The 17,989-nt window shown below is 47.0% G+C and carries 15 protein-coding genes, 4 tRNA genes and 1 pseudogene; 3 read left to right on the top strand and 17 right to left on the bottom strand.

The window, feature by feature from the left end; genetic code table 11:
- Positions 1-191 precede the first annotated feature (191 nt).
- A complete protein-coding gene (locus tag QSJ47_RS07565; RefSeq protein ID WP_221271043.1) occupies positions 192-1,088 on the top strand; it encodes a DMT family transporter in 897 nt (298 codons plus the stop codon).
- 128 nt (positions 1,089-1,216) lie between these two features.
- Positions 1,217-2,359: a hypothetical protein gene (locus QSJ47_RS07560; protein ID WP_260321714.1), complete on the top strand. Its 1,143-nt coding sequence runs from the start codon at positions 1,217-1,219 to the stop codon at positions 2,357-2,359.
- Here QSJ47_RS07560 and gatC read toward each other — a convergent pair.
- The 14 genes from gatC to QSJ47_RS07490 all read right to left on the bottom strand — a co-directional run bounded on the left by gatC (position 2,356) and on the right by QSJ47_RS07490 (position 13,053).
- Positions 2,356-2,640, bottom strand: coding sequence for an Asp-tRNA(Asn)/Glu-tRNA(Gln) amidotransferase subunit GatC (gene gatC, locus QSJ47_RS07555; RefSeq protein ID WP_285602959.1), 285 nt, complete (start codon positions 2,638-2,640; stop codon positions 2,356-2,358). The genes QSJ47_RS07560 and gatC overlap by 4 nt on opposite strands.
- A 9-nt stretch (positions 2,641-2,649) precedes the next feature.
- Positions 2,650-3,609: a Gfo/Idh/MocA family protein gene (locus tag QSJ47_RS07550; RefSeq protein ID WP_285602958.1), complete on the bottom strand. Its 960-nt coding sequence runs from the start codon at positions 3,607-3,609 to the stop codon at positions 2,650-2,652.
- 571 nt (positions 3,610-4,180) lie between these two features.
- Complete coding sequence (locus QSJ47_RS07545) at positions 4,181-5,707, bottom strand: Kae1-like domain-containing protein (protein WP_285602957.1); 1,527 nt, start codon at positions 5,705-5,707, stop codon at positions 4,181-4,183.
- Entirely contained in the window at positions 5,704-6,243 is a 540-nt protein-coding gene (locus tag QSJ47_RS07540) for a HyaD/HybD family hydrogenase maturation endopeptidase (RefSeq protein ID WP_221272581.1), read from the bottom strand. Before QSJ47_RS07540 ends, QSJ47_RS07545 begins: the two co-directional genes overlap by 4 nt.
- Position 6,244: 1 nt before the next feature.
- The gene (gene cybH, locus QSJ47_RS07535; protein ID WP_285602956.1) at positions 6,245-6,913 is read right to left on the bottom strand and encodes a Ni/Fe-hydrogenase, b-type cytochrome subunit; all 669 of its coding nucleotides are present in this window, start codon (positions 6,911-6,913) and stop codon (positions 6,245-6,247) included.
- On the bottom strand, positions 6,906-8,663 hold the full coding sequence (locus QSJ47_RS07530) for a nickel-dependent hydrogenase large subunit (RefSeq protein WP_285602955.1): 1,758 nt from the start codon (positions 8,661-8,663) through the stop codon (positions 6,906-6,908). Before QSJ47_RS07530 ends, cybH begins: the two co-directional genes overlap by 8 nt.
- A complete protein-coding gene (locus QSJ47_RS07525) occupies positions 8,663-9,829 on the bottom strand; it encodes a hydrogenase small subunit (protein WP_285602954.1) in 1,167 nt (388 codons plus the stop codon). The genes QSJ47_RS07530 and QSJ47_RS07525 overlap by 1 nt, the downstream gene beginning before the upstream one ends.
- Before the next feature lie 312 nt (positions 9,830-10,141).
- Entirely contained in the window at positions 10,142-11,638 is a 1,497-nt protein-coding gene (locus QSJ47_RS07520; protein WP_221271035.1) for a Na+/H+ antiporter NhaC family protein, read from the bottom strand.
- A 19-nt stretch (positions 11,639-11,657) separates the two neighbouring features.
- Positions 11,658-11,745 (bottom strand) — tRNA-Ser (locus tag QSJ47_RS07515).
- Positions 11,746-11,776: 31 nt separating this feature from the next.
- A tRNA-Cys gene (locus QSJ47_RS07510) sits at positions 11,777-11,851 on the bottom strand.
- A gap of 2 nt (positions 11,852-11,853) precedes the next feature.
- Positions 11,854-11,940: transfer RNA gene (locus QSJ47_RS07505), tRNA-Leu, on the bottom strand.
- 70 nt (positions 11,941-12,010) lie between these two features.
- Positions 12,011-12,244 (bottom strand): TRL-like family protein, encoded by a 234-nt coding sequence (locus tag QSJ47_RS07500; RefSeq protein WP_221272580.1) that lies wholly within the window; start codon positions 12,242-12,244, stop codon positions 12,011-12,013.
- 107 nt (positions 12,245-12,351) lie between these two features.
- A tRNA-Gly gene (locus QSJ47_RS07495) sits at positions 12,352-12,426 on the bottom strand.
- Between the two features lie 150 nt (positions 12,427-12,576).
- The gene (locus QSJ47_RS07490; RefSeq protein WP_104690611.1) at positions 12,577-13,053 is read right to left on the bottom strand and encodes a glycine-rich domain-containing protein; all 477 of its coding nucleotides are present in this window, start codon (positions 13,051-13,053) and stop codon (positions 12,577-12,579) included.
- Between the two features lie 137 nt (positions 13,054-13,190).
- Between QSJ47_RS07490 and QSJ47_RS07485 the strand changes: the two genes are divergently transcribed.
- Entirely contained in the window at positions 13,191-13,409 is a 219-nt protein-coding gene (locus tag QSJ47_RS07485) for a hypothetical protein (RefSeq protein ID WP_104690612.1), read from the top strand.
- Between the two features lie 23 nt (positions 13,410-13,432).
- Here QSJ47_RS07485 and QSJ47_RS07480 read toward each other — a convergent pair whose 3' ends face one another.
- The 3 genes and pseudogenes from QSJ47_RS07480 to QSJ47_RS07470 all read right to left on the bottom strand — a co-directional run.
- Positions 13,433-14,992: a dipeptide ABC transporter ATP-binding protein gene (locus QSJ47_RS07480; protein WP_221271034.1), complete on the bottom strand. Its 1,560-nt coding sequence runs from the start codon at positions 14,990-14,992 to the stop codon at positions 13,433-13,435.
- A complete protein-coding gene (locus tag QSJ47_RS07475; RefSeq protein ID WP_221271033.1) occupies positions 14,970-15,977 on the bottom strand; it encodes an ABC transporter permease in 1,008 nt (335 codons plus the stop codon). Before QSJ47_RS07475 ends, QSJ47_RS07480 begins: the two co-directional genes overlap by 23 nt.
- 1,234 nt (positions 15,978-17,211) lie before the next feature.
- A pseudogene (locus tag QSJ47_RS07470) lies at positions 17,212-17,989 on the bottom strand (RNA-guided endonuclease InsQ/TnpB family protein); the annotation flags it as partial.

Raw genomic sequence — 17,989 nt, 5'->3', positions numbered from 1 at the left:
CATCAGCTCGATTAAAGAGATCACCGCCCAAGTTGTGGTCAACATCAACACGGGTACGGAAGAAGCAGAAAAAACCGCTGAACTCTCCTATGAAACCCGAGATTTGATAGAGAAAATTAAAGCCGCTAGCGATCGCGTGGCGCAGGGCATGGGTTTAATGCTATAATGCTCCTTTCATTTAAGGGGGCATTATGGAGATCAAAAAAGGCTTGTTTTACATGGCTTTGGGGGCTTTTAGCTTTGGGCTGATGAATGCTCTTGTCAAAATCACGAGCCAGTATTACTCCCCCCTTGAAAATGTTTTTTACCGCGCCTTTTTTATGATTGTTTTTATGGGCTTGCTTTACTTTGCCAAACCCTTTAGATTTAGGGCATATAAAAAGGGTGGGGGTAAAATCCTAGCGTGGCGCATGGGCTTGGGGGCGGTGGCTATGGTGCTTTTGTGCTACAACATTTACACCATGCCCCTAGGCACGGCGATGGCTTTTGGGCAGAGTGCACCCATTTACGCGATTTTCATCGCGTGGTTGGTGTTTAAAGAACCCTTGACTTGGCGTTTGGCTCTAGCGGGGGTGTTGGGGCTTTTGGGCGTGCTTTTAATCGCTAACCCGCACACGAGTGGTTTAACTTTTGGCTTAGTGCTGTGTGGGGTTTTAAGTGCCTTGTTTAAAGCCATTGCTTATACGAGTTTAAGCAAACTAAAAGCCTACTATGACAGCGGATTTGTGATCTTTGTCTTTTCGCTCTTTTTATGCGTGATAGGTGCATTTGGATTATTTTTAAATATCCCCCCCTTTGCTACGGGTTATCACCCTATGCGTTTTAATGGAGCTTGGTGGCATTGGGATTTGTGGCTTTTGATGGGCATGGGCTTTAGTGGGACTTTGGGGCAGTATTTTTTAACGAAGGCATACATGTGCGCCCCAGCTGGACTAGTTTCGCCTATAGATTACACCCGTTTATTGTGGGGAACCCTCTTTGGGGTGTGGCTTGGCGATCCGTGGCTAGGGGTTTATGAAGGGCTTGGCATGGCGCTTGTGGTGGGTGCGGGGCTGTTGATCACGCTAGGGCATAAAAATAAAAAATAGTTTATTTTTATGGAGTATAATGGGCGTTTCACACTTTTTAAGGATTTTTATGTTTATCCCAAGTTTCTTTAAACTCCTTGAGTAATTTGCCCCAAAATACTCCAAAAACACTCTACCATTTGGGTTTGGTGTTGCTCGTGATTCTTAGCCTAAGTTTGGGGGTGTATAAAAGTTTAGAAATCTCCGTGGGCTACAAAGAAGCCTCGCTGTATTTTAGCACACCTCATTTTTTCTTAGACAGCATTCTACTGAGAGCGTTGCATTATTTTGTAGAGAACTCTAGCCTACCTAGAGATTTGGCCTTGCGCCTGCCTGGACTGCTCTTGCACGGCTGTAATATTGCATTAGTGTATCTTTTGAGCCTAAAAGTGTGCGTCCAAAAACCCTATGACCCCCTATTGGTAGCACTTACCTTCGCACTTTTGCCGGGCATCCAACTAGGGGCGATCTTGCTAGACAAGGTGAGTTTATTGCTCACACTCTCTTTTTTGTGCTTGTTTTTTTACCGCACATGCTTGATTTATTTCTTGGCTGGCTTGGCGGCATTTTTAGATGCGAGTTGTGCGGTGCTCCTTATTGGACTATTGCTCCACGCCCTAAAATATAAACAATGGGTCTTTGGGTTTTATTTATGTCTAACCCTTGTTGTAAATCTCTACACCTTTGCGCCCATCATTGGTGCTCCGCAAGGCTTTTTCTTAAACACGCTGTTTTTAATGCTGGTCCTCTACTCCCCCTTTTTATGTATCTATTACCCCTACACCTTATACGCCCAAGTGGTGAAAGATCATAAGCAGGAGTGTTTGGTGGGGCTTGTGGGGGCAGTGGGCTTTTGTGCACCCCTGCTGATCTCTTTGCGCCAAGAGCCAAGCCCCGAGTTTTTAAGCTACGGTGCGCTTGGCATGCCTATTTTATTGCAAAGGGCTCTCTCTAGCATCCGTTTGCATTTGCCCGTTTTCCGCAACCACTACCGCATCCGCTATAGTTTGGTTTTTGGTACACTTTTGCTTGAAAGCGTGTTTTTGTGGGGGGGATATAACCAGTTTGTGCGCACCCACTATGTCGCTAAAGAACTAGCCAACGCACTTAAAGAGCGGGGAATAAACACTATCAACACTCTATCACCTAAAATGGCACTTAGACTCAAATTTTATGGCATTAACTTTGGGGGGGATTTGTATTTAATCCGACAAGATAGGCGGGCAGACATAAAAATATACTACCACGACAAAATCGTGGCAAGTTACGCCGTGTTGAAAAAACACCCCTAGGCTTCTATGATTTTAGGCACAATAAAATAGCCATCCTGTGTCTTTGGAGCACATTTTAATAAATCCTCAGGGATTTGAGGGTTATGTATGACTTTATCTTCTCTTAGGGGGGCTTGTTGGTTATTTGTAAATTGCACACCCCCTAAGTCCATTTCGTTTAAGCTATCCACGAAGTCCAACACTTCTTTTAAGTGCCCTCTAAGACTTTCATAGTCACCGGGGGCAATCTCTAGCATAGAAAGCGTAGCGAGCTTTTCTAAAAGTGTGTCGTCAATTTGCATATTCATCCTTTAGTTGTGGTGGTTACAAGCGGCTTTATGGCAAAGCGGGTGGCACTCTTCATCTGAGTTTGCTAAGTTCGCATGTCTGATGTCATCAGCTAACTCTAAGGCGGGGCGGACATCCTCCAATCCTAGTCCATTTCCGCTGATGATTTCTTGGTAACTTTTAATATACAAATTCTCCTTCTCTAACCCATGGCCAAAACTGATCTCTTGCCCCTCTAGCACCAAAGCCCGATAAGAGTTGTCGCGGTGCAAGCCTAATTTTGCCGGATTAATGGAGAGAAACCACGATACATGGGCGTGCTTCAAATTCAAAACCCCACCGATGCAATCGTGTTCGTGCACATGCACCGCAAAATCCACAACCTCCCCAAAAATGTCTAATAAAATGTCTAAGAAATGGATACAAAGGTTTAAAGCTAGCCCACCGCTGCGCTCCTCATCGCCCTTCCATGAGTTAAAATACCATTTGCCCCGCAAGATCAAATAAGTCAAAGAGATGTTGTAGATTTTATCCGGATCGTCTACAAGTGTGGCTTGGACACTTTTTTTAAGGTCAATGACATTAGGGTGTAGGCGTAGCTGCATGATGTTGAACACCCGTTTATTGTATTTTGTTTCCAAATTACGGATTTCATCAAGCTCGCTAGGGTCTAGCACTAAAGGCTTTTCACAAATAACATTGATTCCATGGTTTAGGGCAAATTCGATGTGTTCAAAGTGCAAATAATTGGGTGTGCAAATCACCATAAAGTCCAAAAACTTCCCTGCAACTTTGCAGTCCTGTAAGTATTGGTGCAGGTCTTCTAGGCTTGTGAAAAACTCACAGTCTAAGTAGTATCGATCCAAAACCCCTACGCTGTCGTGGACATCCGTGGCGCAATCTAAGATATGCCCGGTTTCATAGATAGCCTTCAGGTGCTTGGGCGCAATGAAACCCCCCACCCCAATGATCCCAAACAGCATGCGCACTCCTTTGGTGACTAAATCCTAACCCTCCATGCTAGCAAAATTCCCTTAGTGTGTTCTTTAATACTGATAGAAAATCTCAAAGTGTGTATTAAACCAAGTTTTAGCATAGCCGGGCTTGTGGACTGGTGTAAGTCCGCAGCTAGGGTAGTAAATCAAGTGTGTCCTAGGTCATGTAAGGCGGTGTGGACTTTCGGTGTTAATGGCCAGATGAAGCATAGGGCGATAAACCATGTTATTGGTGTAACTAGATCATATTGGTCCATATTTAGTTGAATATCTTAGAATGTTTAGCCTGCGCTACTATGGATTTTTGACTATAGACACAGCAATTTTGCTAATACTACAGCGGCTAACCGAGTGTGTTTGACCTTGACAACGATAAAACGATAAAAGTGGACATACTGTCCATGTGGTGGGGATCGATGCGATCTTTAACATCATCTGGGCTGTTTGTAGCGTTCAGTTTCAGGCAATTCAATGTGCCTAGATCCCCGTTGACGATATCAATCCTTGGCGCGCCCCACTAGCCCCCGATGCCCGGCGACAAAAATGCGGCTACTGGGCGTTAACACGTGTAATCCATGGCGTTTGTGGGGAAAAGGGCCGGGCATTCTTTGGGGAAATACTGCAAACACAAATCTAAAAAGACCTTTTGTAAAAACACCTCGCCACATAGATACACTTGGTTACAACTAAACTTGGTGTGCGCATCGTAAATGACATTGCCCAAGAACTCGGCTAGGGAATCTAAAATCCCAAAGCACATGGTGGGTGCGTCTGTGCCCCCTAGCGTGTAGCTCACCGCGCTTTTAAGCGTGGGGGAGGGGTTTAGGCTTAAGGGTTCTTTGGTGAGTTTAAAATCCACCCGTGGGCCCTTGTTGCGTAAAAAGCTTGTGGCTAGCTCAAAAATGGCATGCGTGTTGTGGGTCTGGCTAAAGCCCAAAACCTGCAAGAGCCCGGCCAAAAAGTCTAAAAGATTACTGCTTGGTGGTGTAATGGGGGCTTGCTCTAAGCTTGCGCACAGATTAGGGAAGGCTTGCTTGTAGTTGGCGTAAAGTTTACGCCCCTTGGCATTGCTTTGCAGCTGTGCGAGTAGGGCTTGTGGGTGGGTTTCTTGCTCCACGCTTAAAAGCTGCTTGTAGCCCTCTTGATACACCCAAAAGCAGCTAGGGCGCTCAAAGTTTAAATAAATGAGTAAATGCGGGCTCTTGGGAGCTTCTTGTTGGATAAAGTCTAGGGTGTCCTTGGCGGGGGTGCGCTTGTGAGCGAGCATGAGGCCATTTTGCGCCACGCTGTAGGTCTGCTCTGGCGTGCTTGGAGCTTTACACACATAGGTAAAAGTGGGGATGCTTTGGGGGGCTTTGCTTAAAAAGAGATAGGATAAACCCTTTTCTAGGGCAAAATGCGCTAACAAGGCTAGCCCTAAATCATAGGGCAAGAGGGCATCTATTTCTAAACGCCCAAATTCTTTAACAAAGACCTCTTTAAGCGCAGTGCAGATAGTGGGCTTTTCATAGACACACAGCACCTGCGCGCTCTTAGGCTCTAGCCTTGTTACCGACAACACGCTGGCTAAATCCATGAACAGCACGCTGGAATTATTTTGTGGCTTGGGCGAAAGGGCGATAACCCCCCTAGAAGTTTGCACCACGAGCTCCCCCACTTGCAGGGCCTGCACCGCCTTTTGCATGGCTTCTTGCACCTTTGCGGGGGTTGTCAGCTCTTGGTTATGATAGCTTAGGCTCTTAAAGTGGGCTTTGGGGGCGCAAAAGTCCTTGTGCGTGGGGTCTAAAAAATCCTTAGCATGGCTGATGTCAATGGGCGGGCAGGCAACTTCTTGCTCTTGCCACTTCAAGGCCTCTTTAGCCACTTCTATGCCCGTAAAACTAAAGCTAAAGGCTAGGGGCAGGCGTTGGCTTAGTTCTGTGGCAAAGTTCTCTGCCTTTTTAAGGGGAGCTTTTAGATAAAAGACCTCTTTGCTCGTGGCATAAGGCAGCCCCTGAGCGTGCGCATGGTGCGCCATAAAATCCATGAACAAGGGGGCTAGTTCGGTTGTGCCGGTAGATTTAAATTTAAACGCAAAGGTTGTCATAGAGCGATCCTATAAGAGTTGTTGGCGATTCCTTGTAAATCTAAAGGTGCGGGTTTTGGCGTGGCTGTAACGCCCCACGCTTGCAAAATCTCTAGGGCTTTGGCCTTAGCGGTCTGTGCGCCTTCTAGCATGGCCGGGCTCAAGTTAAAGGTCGTGTTGTCTGGAACAATCTTGGGAATCAGCCCGATGATGGTCGTGGGGGGCAGGTCGCCCATTAAGGCGGTGAGTTTCAAGGTTTGTAGCATTTCTACTTCGTGTGCGCTGCCCGCCCAAGTGATGTTAGAGGGGATATTTTCAAAGTCAAAGCAAAACACCTCGCCCACGCCTGCCCCCGCCACACTCACACAATCTAAGAGTAAAATTTGATCGTATTCCACAATCCAGGGGATCAACGCCTGCGCCATCGTGCCCCCATCCATAAAATCTAGGTCCTGTCCGCTAAAGGTGTAATTGTGTTGCAGTTGGTTACACAAATGCACCCCCACCCCCTCATCGCCAAGGAGAATGTTGCCGATCCCAAGCACTAAGATTTTCAGGCTAATCTTTCACATAGCGGATGCCGCTCACCATCACATCCGCCCCGCCATCGGGGAATTTAATGGAGTGGAAAACAACCATATAAATGTGCACGGGGATGAATAGACAAATGCCCCAAGTGGCCAAGTGGTGCAGGTAGCGCACATTAGACAGCCCCCCGCACAGCACTTCAAACCACTTAAACAAAGGCTCCAACACCCCACCTAGCCCCAAGTGGTAAACATTGTAATACAGCACCAAGCCGCTTAAAATCACAAGCACCAGCAAGACGCAAAGGGTGAAGTAGGCCATGAATTGCATGGGGTTGTAAACCCCTTGTGTGTGTTGGGGCTTGCCTAGCCAAAAATAGACCTTGAGCTGAGAAATCCACGCCCCCACACTGCCGACATTTTTCACCGCCACGCGCTCATCACGGCTTTTACGATCAAAAAAGAACAAATAAAAGCGGAAAAGACAAATAGCGATGAGGATAAAGCCTAGCATGGTGTGGGTGCTTCTAATGTAGGCTTGCAACAAATCCATGTGCTTATACACGCTCGAGTGGGGGGCTAAGAAAGGGTAGGCGATGTAAAAGCCTGTGCCCATTAAGGCAAAAATTGCCAACGCCCGAATCCAGTGGAACAAGCGCACCAGTCCGCTAAACTCTTGTGTTTTGTGGTAACTATCCATGTTGTCCCCCCTTGTCAAAACGGGCAAAGCTAGGATCAACCCTAAACTCCCCAAAATCCTGTCCCTTACAATCCATCACATGCACCGAGCAGGCGATGCAAGGGTCAAACGAGTGGATCGTGCGGATGATTTCTAGTGGCTGGGTCAAGTCGGCAAGTTTTGTGCCAATGAGGCTCATTTCATAGGGTCCCTTTTGCCCCTTAGAATCTCTAGCCCCCGCGTTCCAAGTGGAGGGCACCACCGCTTGGTAATTCTCCACCACGCCATTTTTGATCCGCACCCAGTGGCTTAACATCCCCCGCGGCACCTGCCCGATGTAACGCCCTTTGTATTCCTTGTTCTTGTCGATCACATAGGGGGCGCAAGTGCTTTGATCGGATTTGAGATTTTCCACTAGAGAATCCCAAGTTTGCAACCCATTATCCACTAAGATTTTTGCCTCCAAACAGCGCGCCGCCGTGCGCCCCAGCGTGCTAAAGATCGCCTCAATGGGCAGTCCCGTGTCTTTTAAAAATTGGTGCGCCACTTTAGTGGTGTAGGGGTTTTTGGCGGCAAGCCCCACGGCTAAGGACGCTAGTGGCCCTACTTCCATAGGCATGCCATCGTAGCGGGGGGATTTGATCCACGAGTATTTATTATGCGGGTCTAGCACCTTGCTTTTTTCTAATTTGCCACTAAGACCCACACTCTCGCCATCTTTAAAGCCCGTGTAGTGCGGGTTGGTCTGCCCATCGTAGGGGTGTAGCTGCACCTCTTTGGTGTCGTGGTATTCATACCAAGAGTGAGTCACCTCTTCTTTGATCAAGTCCTCATTGATGGGATGTAGGGTGTTTAAATCGCCACCCAGCACAATTCCCGAGCTTAGTAGGTGCTTGCCCCGGCTAAGCAAGATCTCTTCATAGGCAATGAAGTTTTTAAGCCCACAACCGTGCAACACGCTGTCCTCTTTGTTAAACTGGCTTGCTGCCATGACAATGTCAGCGTAATAAGCCCGATTGACAAAGTCTCTTACGGTTTCAAATTTGCTTTTCCACTCGGCTAGCCTCGTGGGGTCTAACACATCCATTACAGAAGTGATCCCGCCCACGGTTAAGCTCTGGGGGTGGGGCTGCTTTGCCCCAAAAATGGCGGTCATTTTGGCAGCCTCTCGTTGGATGGCCAGCAATTTTAAATAATGGGAGAGCACGATTAAATTTTGCTCAGAGCTTAAGTGGTAGGTCTTGTGCCCATAGTAGCCATTGTTAAAGGGCCCTAGCGCGCCTTGTTTGGCAAAATCGCCCACCCGTTTTTGCACCTCTTTAAGCTCATCTGCCCCTGTGCCTAGCGGGTATTCGCTGTAATGAAAGGCGATTTGGCTCGCCTTCTTTGGGTCGGCTTTAAGCGCACTTAGTAGGTCGCACCAATCCAGCCCGTGCAGGGTGTAAAAGTGCACCACATGATCGTGCAACAAGAGCGCAATGTTCATTAAAGAGCGCACGAGTTGGGCATTTAGGGGGGGTGTGATGCCCAAAGCATTTTCTACAGCACTGATGCCCGCCTTGTAGTGTGAATAGGTGCACACCCCGCAAATGCGTTGCGCGATGAAACCCGCATCTCTTGGGTCGCGGTGTTTGATAATGGTTTCTAGCCCCCTAAAGAGTGTGGAGGAGGAAAAAGCGTCCGTGATGACATTGTTGTCATCCACCACCACCTCAATGCGTAAATGCCCCTCAATGCGCGTGATCGGGTCTACAATGATTTTCTTAGCCATTAAGCGTCCTTGTCTTTATTAAGCCCTGAGATCAAAGCGTGCGCAGCGATGCCAATCGCACTTGCGCTAAGCGCCACCACACCCACAGTGTCGGCGACCTTGTCCGCCCCCGCTCCTCCAAAAGCAGTCGTAACGGGCACAATCAAGCGGTTAGAAATGGGTTCTTCAAAGGGGCTCATGGTGTCCCAAAAGTTGGGCTCAGAGCAACCAATGCAGCCATGCCCGGCTTGGATAGGCCAAGAAGTGTGGGAGTTGAAGCGTAGTTTTGAGCAGTTGTTGAAGGTGTAGGGGCCCTTGCAGCCCACTTTATACAGACAAAAACCGTTTTTGGCGTTTTCATCCCCAAAGTGCTGCACGAACTCGCCTGCGTCAAAATGCCCCCGTCTTTCACAAAGGTCGTGCACACGGTGTCCATAGGCCCAAGTGGGGCGGTTGTAAGCGTCTAAGCGTGGGAGCGTGCCAAACATGATGAAGTAAATGATGTTGCCCACGATGTTTTTTTCACTAGGCGGGCAGCCGGGGACATTGACGATGGGCTGAGAAATGATTTTGTCTAAAGACTGCGCATTTGAGGGGTTGGGGTAAGCCGCTTGCACCCCTCCAAAGCTAGAGCATGTTCCAATGGCAAAGATCGCTTTAGCGTGCTTGGCCGCATGGATACACTCCTGGGCCCCCGTGCGTGCCTGTGCACCCATCGTTAAAAAGTATTCTGTGCCCTTAGGAATCCCCCCCTCCACCATCAAAACATAATTGCCCTTATGCTTTTCAATGGCTTGTTCTAGACTCAAATCCGCCTGGTGTCCGCTGGCAACCATGATCGTTTCGTGGTATTCCAAATTGATGTAATCAAAGATCACACTGTCAATGCTGGGGTCTTCGCTCCTAAGGAGGCTCTCGCTGCAGCCCGTACATTCGGCCATGTGTAGCCAAATTACGGGCAAGCGGTTGGCCACCTCCACGGCTTTAGCCGTTAGGGGCGTGAAGCTGGCAGGCAGGGCGAAAGTGGCGGTCATCGCCCCCGCCCATTTGATGAAGTCGCGCCGCTCAATGCCGTTTTTTTCCATCTCTTCATGGATGTTTTTGTCGGCGTTGTGGGCGCTCAAGGGCATTAAACTTTCTAAGCGGTTGGATATGTTGTGAAAGAGCGTATCGTGAGACTCTAGCATGAAATCCCCTAATCTTAAGATGAGGGCTTAATGATACAGCAATCCAAATATTAATGGGCTTAAGTTTGCCCCTTAGAATGTAAAATGTGTTCATGTGTAACAGATGTGGTGCTAAGAAACATTTAGTGGTGTTTTTGGTATTTTGCACGAACTTTTTATACTTTAGAAGTGTTGCTAAAATGCACTGCGACCGAACGCTTTTTTAAACAGGAAGCCCACTTGTCTTTAGTGGGTGGGTGGTTTACATGCTTAGGCTATGGCCTTTCTTTAGGTCAGGATAGAAGTTACACAAGAAAAATACATCAGTAAACATTATTTAAACAAGGTTTTTAAGAAGTAAAACAGACCCGCAAGCAAGGCGAGCCCAAAAAGAAAGCCTATGGCTTTAGAGAGCGTAATGCTTGCCACCAAAAAGGCAAGCATGGCGCAAAAGGCGGTGAGTGTGGCGTAGGGTAGCTGGGTTAAAAAGTGGCTTTGCACGCTGCAGCCCGCCCCCGTAGCCGATAAAATCGTGGTGTCTGAGATGGGCGAGGCGTGATCGCCATAGACTGCCCCGGATAAGATCGCAGAAAGCACCAAGACAATGTCCCCCCCGACCACGCTCACCATCCCCGCCCCAATGGGTAGCATGATCGCAAACGCCCCCCAACTCGTGCCGGTGGTAAAGGCGATGAAGCCCGAGATCAAAAAGAGCAACAAGGGGATGAGTAAAAACACCCCTTCAAAATGTTGCAAGAGGCTGGCTAAATACACCCCCGTTTGCAAGTCATCTCTAATCATAGGACCGATCGCCCACGCTAAAACCAAGACCCAAATCGCGCCCGCCATGCTGTAAAAACCCTTCTTGCATAACCCTAAGAAAGAGTGTTTAGGCAAGTAGGGGCGGGCTAAAAGCCCACACAACCCTAAAGAAAACAAGCCTCCCACAAAGAGAGAAAATGCGCTGTCGATGTGCTTTAAAATGTCTAAAATCGCCTTGCTTTGGCTGTGGGTGTAGCCCGTGTAAAACATTAAAGCCGTGATGCTGACAATCAAGCTCACAATGCTGGTGATGAGTAAGGATACGGGCGCACTTTGTCCCTCTTTAGCGGGCATTTGCAAGTCCTGCACGCCTACATTTTGGTATTTTTGCATGGCGGGTAAATTGATTTGCCATACAATGGCTAAGAACACCGCAAACAAGGCAAACCACGCGTAATAATTGCTCCCTATGCTGGCTAAGAGTAGGGCAAAGCTATCTTTCAGCAAGGGCGAGCCTTCATTTTGCATGACCCCCACGATATACGCCCCCCAGCTAGAAATGGGCATAAGAAGGCACACGGGCGCAGAGGTGGAGTCGATGATATAGGCTAATCTCTCGCGGCTAGACTTATGCATATCGCTTAAAGAGCGGCTGATTTGCCCCACAATGAGGGCATTAAAGTAATCGTCAATGAAAATCACCAACCCAGCAAAGAGTGCCACGCCCTCAGCCTGCCTAGCACTTTTGACATAGTTTTTCGCCCAATGCACGAAGGAATTGATCGCCCCTGAGCTGGCAATCACTTGGCTTAGCACCCCTAGGGTGATTAAAAAACCAAAGACGCAGAGGCTGCTAAGGTTTGGGCTAAATCCGCTAAGGCTTTGCGTGTAAAAGACAGCACTGATTTTAGAATAAATGTAGGTAACAAGTGAGCCTAAACGCCCATCGGTGATTAAAAGCCCACCTAGAACAATCCCGCTAAAGAGCGAAAGGGCAACGCGCTTGGTGAAAATGACCATAAAAATGACACAAAGGGGGACGGCTAGACTATAAACAGAATGACCCATGAAATCCTATCGGTAAGAGTGGCCGGGAGAGAGGGATTCGAACCCCCGGAGGTTTTACCCTCAACGGTTTTCAAGACCGCCGCTTTCAACCACTCAGCCATCTCCCGTTTGTGTAGAGAAGTTAAGCAAAAACAAGTTTGGAGGCGACGCCCGGATTTGAACCGGGGAATCAAGGTTTTGCAGACCCATGCCTTACCACTTGGCTACGTCGCCGCTGGTGCCCAAAGCCGGACTTGAACCGGCACGGTATTGCTACCGAGGGATTTTAAGTCCCTTGTGTCTACCTATTCCACCACCTGGGCTAAAGCCTAGGCTTAAGAGCCTAGGTTGATTTTGTTAGAGACTAGCCTAGGCTAGCTTAAGATTAGTTTTCTAATCTCCCTGAACGATTGTTGTATATTTACCAAAAAGACCCAAGAAATTAAACGCTTTGCGATCCACCATCTTGATCTTAACGACACCACCATTTCTAGCTGCCCTCCCTACAGAACAATCACCAACGGCAAAAATACTGAGAATACTCACACAGCTAGCATGCCCTTCTTTGGAGTATCGCACATCATTCCCGGAAACTGGAAGCTTTACGCTGGTAACCAAACCTCCCATAGGAAGAGGTGAAGCACAGCCGCTAATTAAAACGCCCACACACACACACTTGAAAGCTTAGCAAAGCGCAACATCAGAGAGTCCCTTTGGTGTTTATTTTAAAATTATGGAGCGGGAAACGGGGATCGAACCCGCGGCCCCGACCTTGGCAAGGTCGTGCTCTACCACTGAGCTATTCCCGCATAAAAGTTGCAATTTTAGCACGAAATTTTTAAGAAGTCAAGCAAGCCGCCCCAAGTGGCTAAAATAGAACTTGCTCTACAACACAAGACATGACGACAGAACCTCAACATAGGGCATAAAAATTTGTGTGAAACCCCCTCCATAAAAAATTAAATGGCTTCTTTGAGTGTGGGGCGCGTCTCGCTAAACACGCCCTCATCCCCTTGACGACCGCAATTAGGGCATCTACCCGTAGCGCGCCAAACATTTTCTTGCACGAACGCGGAAGGCGCACCAAAACGGGCAATGTATTTTTCGCAAGTGGCTTTCCAAGAGTTTTGGAGATTTTGCGCGTCTTGACTGCCACGCATGCCAAAATAAGGGAAGTGGTGCAAAAAGTAGCCAAACACTTCTTGGCAATCTTTGGCATATTTTCTTGTGTCTAGGATATGGTAGTGCCAAAATTCATCGACAGCTTTGGGGGGCACGATGGCCTGATCTTTGTTTTCTAAACAAAGGGTGAGAAAACGCTTATACTCTTCGCCAATCATTTTGGCGTACTCTAAATCCCAGCCCAACCCCTCTTCTTTGTCCATGATTTTGACGACAATGGGTTCTAAATCCAACTCAGAGACCGAAAGATGCATTTTAACTCCTTTGAATTTGAAGTTCCACTATACGAAATTATTTCTTAATTTTATATAAAAAAGCGACTATATTTCGCTGTTTGGATTAAAGTCAATAGTCAATACATTTTCATAAATAATATCATTACGGACGAGTCGTGGCATCTTCTTTTAAATACACACAAAGAGATAAGGCGAGGATTCTTAAAATCACCACACGCACCCTACAGCGTTGGCGTTACACTAAACCGGAGCTTTTTGCCATTATTGAAGCGGGTTTTAAAATGCTAGAAAAAATCCATAGTCAAGAACTTTACAGCCAAGAAGTACAAGATTTATTGCAACAAATAGACTCTCTGCAAAAAACATCAAAATAACCCCCAAGCCCCCCACTTAAGCCCTATAACCTCGTGTCTAAAAGCTCTTTAGTGTAGGGGTGTTTAGGGTTTGTAAAGACCTCAGCTACCGCCCCACTCTCCACCACCGCACCCTTATGCACCACCAGCACCGAGTCGCACATGCACTCAATGACATCTAAATCGTGGCTGATGAAGAGATAGCTTAATTGCAACTTCTCTTGCAACTCCAAAAGCAGAGCCAAGACCACCTTTTGTAGGCTCTTGTCTAACGCCGAAGTGGGCTCGTCCATGATCACCACCTGCGGGCGGGTGAGTATCGCCCTTGCAATCGCCACCCTTTGGCGCTGCCCACCGCTCAGCTCAAAAGGGTAGGCGTTTAAATACTTTGCCTCTAGCCCCACTGCCTCTAAACTTTCTTGTGCTTTCCTTATATCCACCTTAAGCCCTGCCCCCACAAACGCCTCTAATAAAATCTCTTGCACGCTCCAGCGTGGGTTTAAAGACGCATAGGGGTTTTGAAACACCATTTGTAAGGACTTGCGATAAGGTTTAAAGCTTTGGCGTTGTAACCCCCCCACACTCTGCCCCATTAAAACCTGCGCACCCGTGCTTTGGGCAAGTTTCAACAAACCTAGAGCTAAAGAGCTCTTTCCGCTTCCGCTCTGCCCAATGATCCCTAGCGTCTCTTGTTGCCGTAAGTTAAAATTAACCCCCCTAATCGCCTCAAAAATGTCTTTTTTAAAGAATTGGTTTCTCGTGTAAAACACGCCAAAATCTTGCACGCTTAAAGTCGGCTGACCTAGGGCTTTGGTGCGCTTTTTTTCAAGCTTTCTAGCCCCTAAGAGCATTTGCGTGTAGGGGTGCTTGGGGGCGTTAAAAAGCTCTTTGGTGGCGTTGTGCTCGCAAATTTGCCCTTGTTGCAGGACATAGACCGAGTCGGCGAGTAAGCCCACCGCCCCCAAATCGTGGCTGATGAATAAGAGCGCCATTTGCTCTTGCACGCTTAAAGCTTTTAGCAATTCTAAAATCTGCAGTTGCACCTGTGCGTCTAGGGCGGTGGTGGGCTCATCGCAGATTAAAAGTTTGGGGCGGTTGATTAAAGCCATGGCTAGGGCGACCCTTTGGTTTTGCCCACCACTGAGCTCATAGGGGTATCGTTGGCACAAGTCCATAGACAGCCCCACTTGTGCCATGACCGCCTCTAGACGTTCGTGCGCCTCTTGCTTGCTGGGCTTGGCGTGCAGATATAAAGCCTCTAGGATTTGCTTTTGGATTTTATGTAGGGGGTTTAGCGCACTTAGGGGCTCTTGGGCGATGTAGCCGATGTGTTGCCCCCTTAGAGCACGCAGTGCCTTTGGGCTTAAGTGCAATAAATCCTGCCCCTTAAAGACAATGCGCCCGCTAATGGGCTGAATATGTGTGCTTAAGCGTAAAATCAAACTGGCTAATGAGCTTTTACCACTCCCACTCTCGCCCACTAACGCCACCCTTTGCCCCACGCCCACCACCAAATCTAAGTCTTTGAGTAAGAAATTCGCCCCCACACGGGCGTTTAATTTTTCAAGCCGTAGTAGGGGGTTATTTTGCTCCACTGAAGGCATCTCTTACCCCCTCCCCGATAAAGACTAAGATAGAAAGCAGTAAGGCGGTGGCAAAAAAGCCCACTAAGGCTAAATGTGGGGCGTAAAGGTTGTTCTTGCCTTGATTTAAGAGTTCGCCTAGGCTGGCACTGCCAACAGGCATGCCAAAGCCTAGAAAGTCAAGGCTTACCAAAGTGCCGATACTGCCCGCCATGACAAAGGGTAAGTAAGTGATTGTGGCGACTAAAGCGTTAGGCAAAATGTGGTAAAAGATCACCCGCATATCCCCCACCCCCAACGCATAAGAAGCCTTGACATAGTCCATGTTGCGTCCCCTTAAAAACTCTGTCCGCACCACTTGTGCTAGCCCCATCCACGAAAACGCCAACACAAGCCCCAAGAGCCACCAAAAATTCGGGCTAAACATGTTAGAGAGGATGATGAGCAAAAAGAGCATGGGGATCGCACTCCAAATCTCTATGAAGCGTTGCCCTAGTAGGTCTATGAGCCCCCCATAATAGCCCTGAAGTGCCCCAATCGCCACGCCTAGCCCCACACTAAAGACACTTAAAATCAGCCCGAATAAAATCGAAATGCGGTAGCCATAAACAAGGCGAGCCAACACATCGCGGGCTTGGTCGTCTGTGCCTAGTAGGTGCTTTAGGCTTGGCGGGGTGGGGGCGGGCTGTTTTAAGTCCATAATAATGGTGTCGTAAGAGTAGGGGATTAAGGGCCAAAGCACAAAGGCGTTTTTGAGTAGGTGGTTTTTGACATAAGGATCAGTGTAGTCTGCGCTGGTGTAAAAATCCCCCCCAAAGGCGGTTTCGGGGTAGTCTTTGAAAATGGGGTAGTAAGCCTTATGATCCTTATAGATGAAAAGGGGCTTGTCATTCACCCAAAGCTCCGCTCCCAAAGAGAGCACAAACAACACCACAAACACCACCAACGCCCAAAACGCCCGTTTGTTTGCCTTAAACGCTTGCCAACGCCGTGCTTGTAAATCCAAAAGCCATCCTTACACTTGAATGAAAGGGGTATTTTACAGCAAAAAGTGCATAAAGGGCTTAGTTAGCCAAAGACTAGGGGTTTTTGGAATGGCTAGTTCTCTCCCCAATTTATGCAGACCATTTTAGACAAGTGCGCCAAAAATACTTTCTGTGTCCTAGACCCATTTTTGGGTTTAGGCACAGTTTTGTATAAGTGTTTGCGAAAAAATATAAGAGAGCGGCATAGGAAGAGCCTAGGAGTCTAATCGCTGTGGATTTTGCTTGGAGGATGTCCTAAACTCTCCAGCTAGTTTCTTTCAATGCTTGCTCTGTGTGGTGTTAGAAGTCCATAGCGGCTTTTGGCTGTGTAAACTACACATAACACCATGCTTAACAAATAATAATTCATAGCGCAGTTAAAAACTGCACTACACAATGCAGATAATTTTGTTGTATGAAATCTTGCTCGTTTGTTTCACGGATCAATAAACCAATAGCATTTGCAATGAGATGTCATGGACATCTATTGATCGTTTTCTTTAAAGTCACTCACTACACAAAGTCATATGTTTGCAAAAAATTCAAGAGTCTGCAGATCGGTGTCATTAAAGCGATCCACACTTCTTTAATTCAATCATCATTTTACCTTGTTTCTCGTTGTTTAGTATTGTTTCTTAAATTACTCTTAATATCACTTTTCTTTAAGATTTTAAGCCCTTTCAAAACTTCTCAAAAACCCCTATTTCAACTCCAAAAATCCCTCTAATTTTTCTCATCATTGAGAGAAGTTGCAAGTAAGTTATTAAGTAAAATCCTCAAAATGGAGTTTCCTGAGGAAAAATCAGGGGAGACCTACTTAATGATTTGGGGACATCCCTATCTTATGGGGTTCGTGAATGTGTGATACACTTACAAGGCGTGCGTGCATGTGGTTTGGCGGTGCTTCGCACTTACGACAAACGGTTGGCGTGTGGTGGCAAATTTATCGTTTTGGTCGCCCGAACGCCAACGCTGGGCGAAGTCCACCACGAAACGCCACATTTAAACGAAAAATTTCAAATTTTGTCAAAAAATAGATTTTTGAGATAATAAAAAAATTGTGAATAGTGATTTTGAGCGTTTTAAGGGATTGTGCACGAACGTTTTACATGTGTGTAGTGGCGATTCTTTTTGTTAAAACATTCATCTACGTAGCCTTAAAAGAGGCGAGAATGAGATTTACAGGTTTTGGAATGGGGTTAAACCCTTGAAAGCCTATTGACATACCCCCATAGCCAAACTAGGGGATTCTGGGATCATCAAGGCTTGCATGTAGGCATGTCTTACAGCCTCTCCTCCAAGAGTGAGCCCGTTCTCTGTGTATATTGATGCTTGTATTTAAATCTCCATCCAAGGAAAGCCCACAAGAGGGGCAATGAAAAACCTTATCTTTTAGGCTTAAATCCTCTTTGAGTGCCCCACAGATAGAGCAGGTCTTAGAGCTAGGAACAAAAGCATCGCTTTTGATGAAACCTATCTTAACCACTTGGGTTTTTCTCTCCAAGATAGCCACAAATTCACCAAAGCCTAAATCATTAATTTTACGCCCCCAAAGTCTAGCCATAGCCTTTATATTCAAGTCTTCAATGAAAATTGTGGCGTATTGTCTAGCAAGACTATTGGCGAGTTTATAGAAAAAATCAGCTTTAAGATTTTTGATTTTTCTGTGTAGCTTGGCTAGCCTAATCTTGGCTTTTAAGCGTCTATGGCTACCCCTTTTCTTTTTAGATAGAGATTTAGAGCAAGATTTTATCGAAGGCAAGACTTTAGAGAAAAATAAAGGCGATGGGATTTGTGTGCCATTAGAGCATGTGAGAAAGGTTTTTGACCCAAAGTCAAGCTCCACACTATTACCGCCTGCGGGCTTGGGAGTATCCGCCACTTCACACACCAAGCACAAGAAATAATCGCCTAGATTATCTCTTTTAACGGTTAAAGTCTTGGGTTTACCTACAAGGTTGTAGGTCTTGACAAACTTAAAAACATAGCCATT

The organism is Helicobacter sp. NHP22-001 (genome assembly GCF_030270165.1).
Taxonomy (GTDB): domain Bacteria; phylum Campylobacterota; class Campylobacteria; order Campylobacterales; family Helicobacteraceae; genus Helicobacter; species Helicobacter gastrofelis.
The sequence above is the reverse complement of the archived record's forward strand: the minus strand, read 5'-3'. Positions and strand labels throughout refer to the sequence as shown.

Bases quoted from the DNA above. Each gene is read 5' to 3' on its own strand.
- QSJ47_RS07565 (WP_221271043.1), top strand. From the start codon at position 192: ATGGAGATCAAAAAAGGCTTGTTTTACATGGCTTTGGGGGCTTTTAGC.
- gatC (WP_285602959.1), bottom strand. From the start codon at position 2,640: ATGCAAATTGACGACACACTTTTAGAAAAGCTCGCTACGCTTTCTATG.
- QSJ47_RS07550 (WP_285602958.1), bottom strand. From the start codon at position 3,609: ATGCTGTTTGGGATCATTGGGGTGGGGGGTTTCATTGCGCCCAAGCAC.
- QSJ47_RS07545 (WP_285602957.1), bottom strand. From the start codon at position 5,707: ATGACAACCTTTGCGTTTAAATTTAAATCTACCGGCACAACCGAACTA.
- cybH (WP_285602956.1), bottom strand. From the start codon at position 6,913: ATGGATAGTTACCACAAAACACAAGAGTTTAGCGGACTGGTGCGCTTG.
- QSJ47_RS07530 (WP_285602955.1), bottom strand. From the start codon at position 8,663: ATGGCTAAGAAAATCATTGTAGACCCGATCACGCGCATTGAGGGGCAT.
- QSJ47_RS07525 (WP_285602954.1), bottom strand. From the start codon at position 9,829: ATGCTAGAGTCTCACGATACGCTCTTTCACAACATATCCAACCGCTTA.
- QSJ47_RS07520 (WP_221271035.1), bottom strand. From the start codon at position 11,638: ATGGGTCATTCTGTTTATAGTCTAGCCGTCCCCCTTTGTGTCATTTTT.
- QSJ47_RS07500 (WP_221272580.1), bottom strand. From the start codon at position 12,244: ATGGGAGGTTTGGTTACCAGCGTAAAGCTTCCAGTTTCCGGGAATGAT.
- QSJ47_RS07490 (WP_104690611.1), bottom strand. From the start codon at position 13,053: ATGCATCTTTCGGTCTCTGAGTTGGATTTAGAACCCATTGTCGTCAAA.
- QSJ47_RS07480 (WP_221271034.1), bottom strand. From the start codon at position 14,992: ATGCCTTCAGTGGAGCAAAATAACCCCCTACTACGGCTTGAAAAATTA.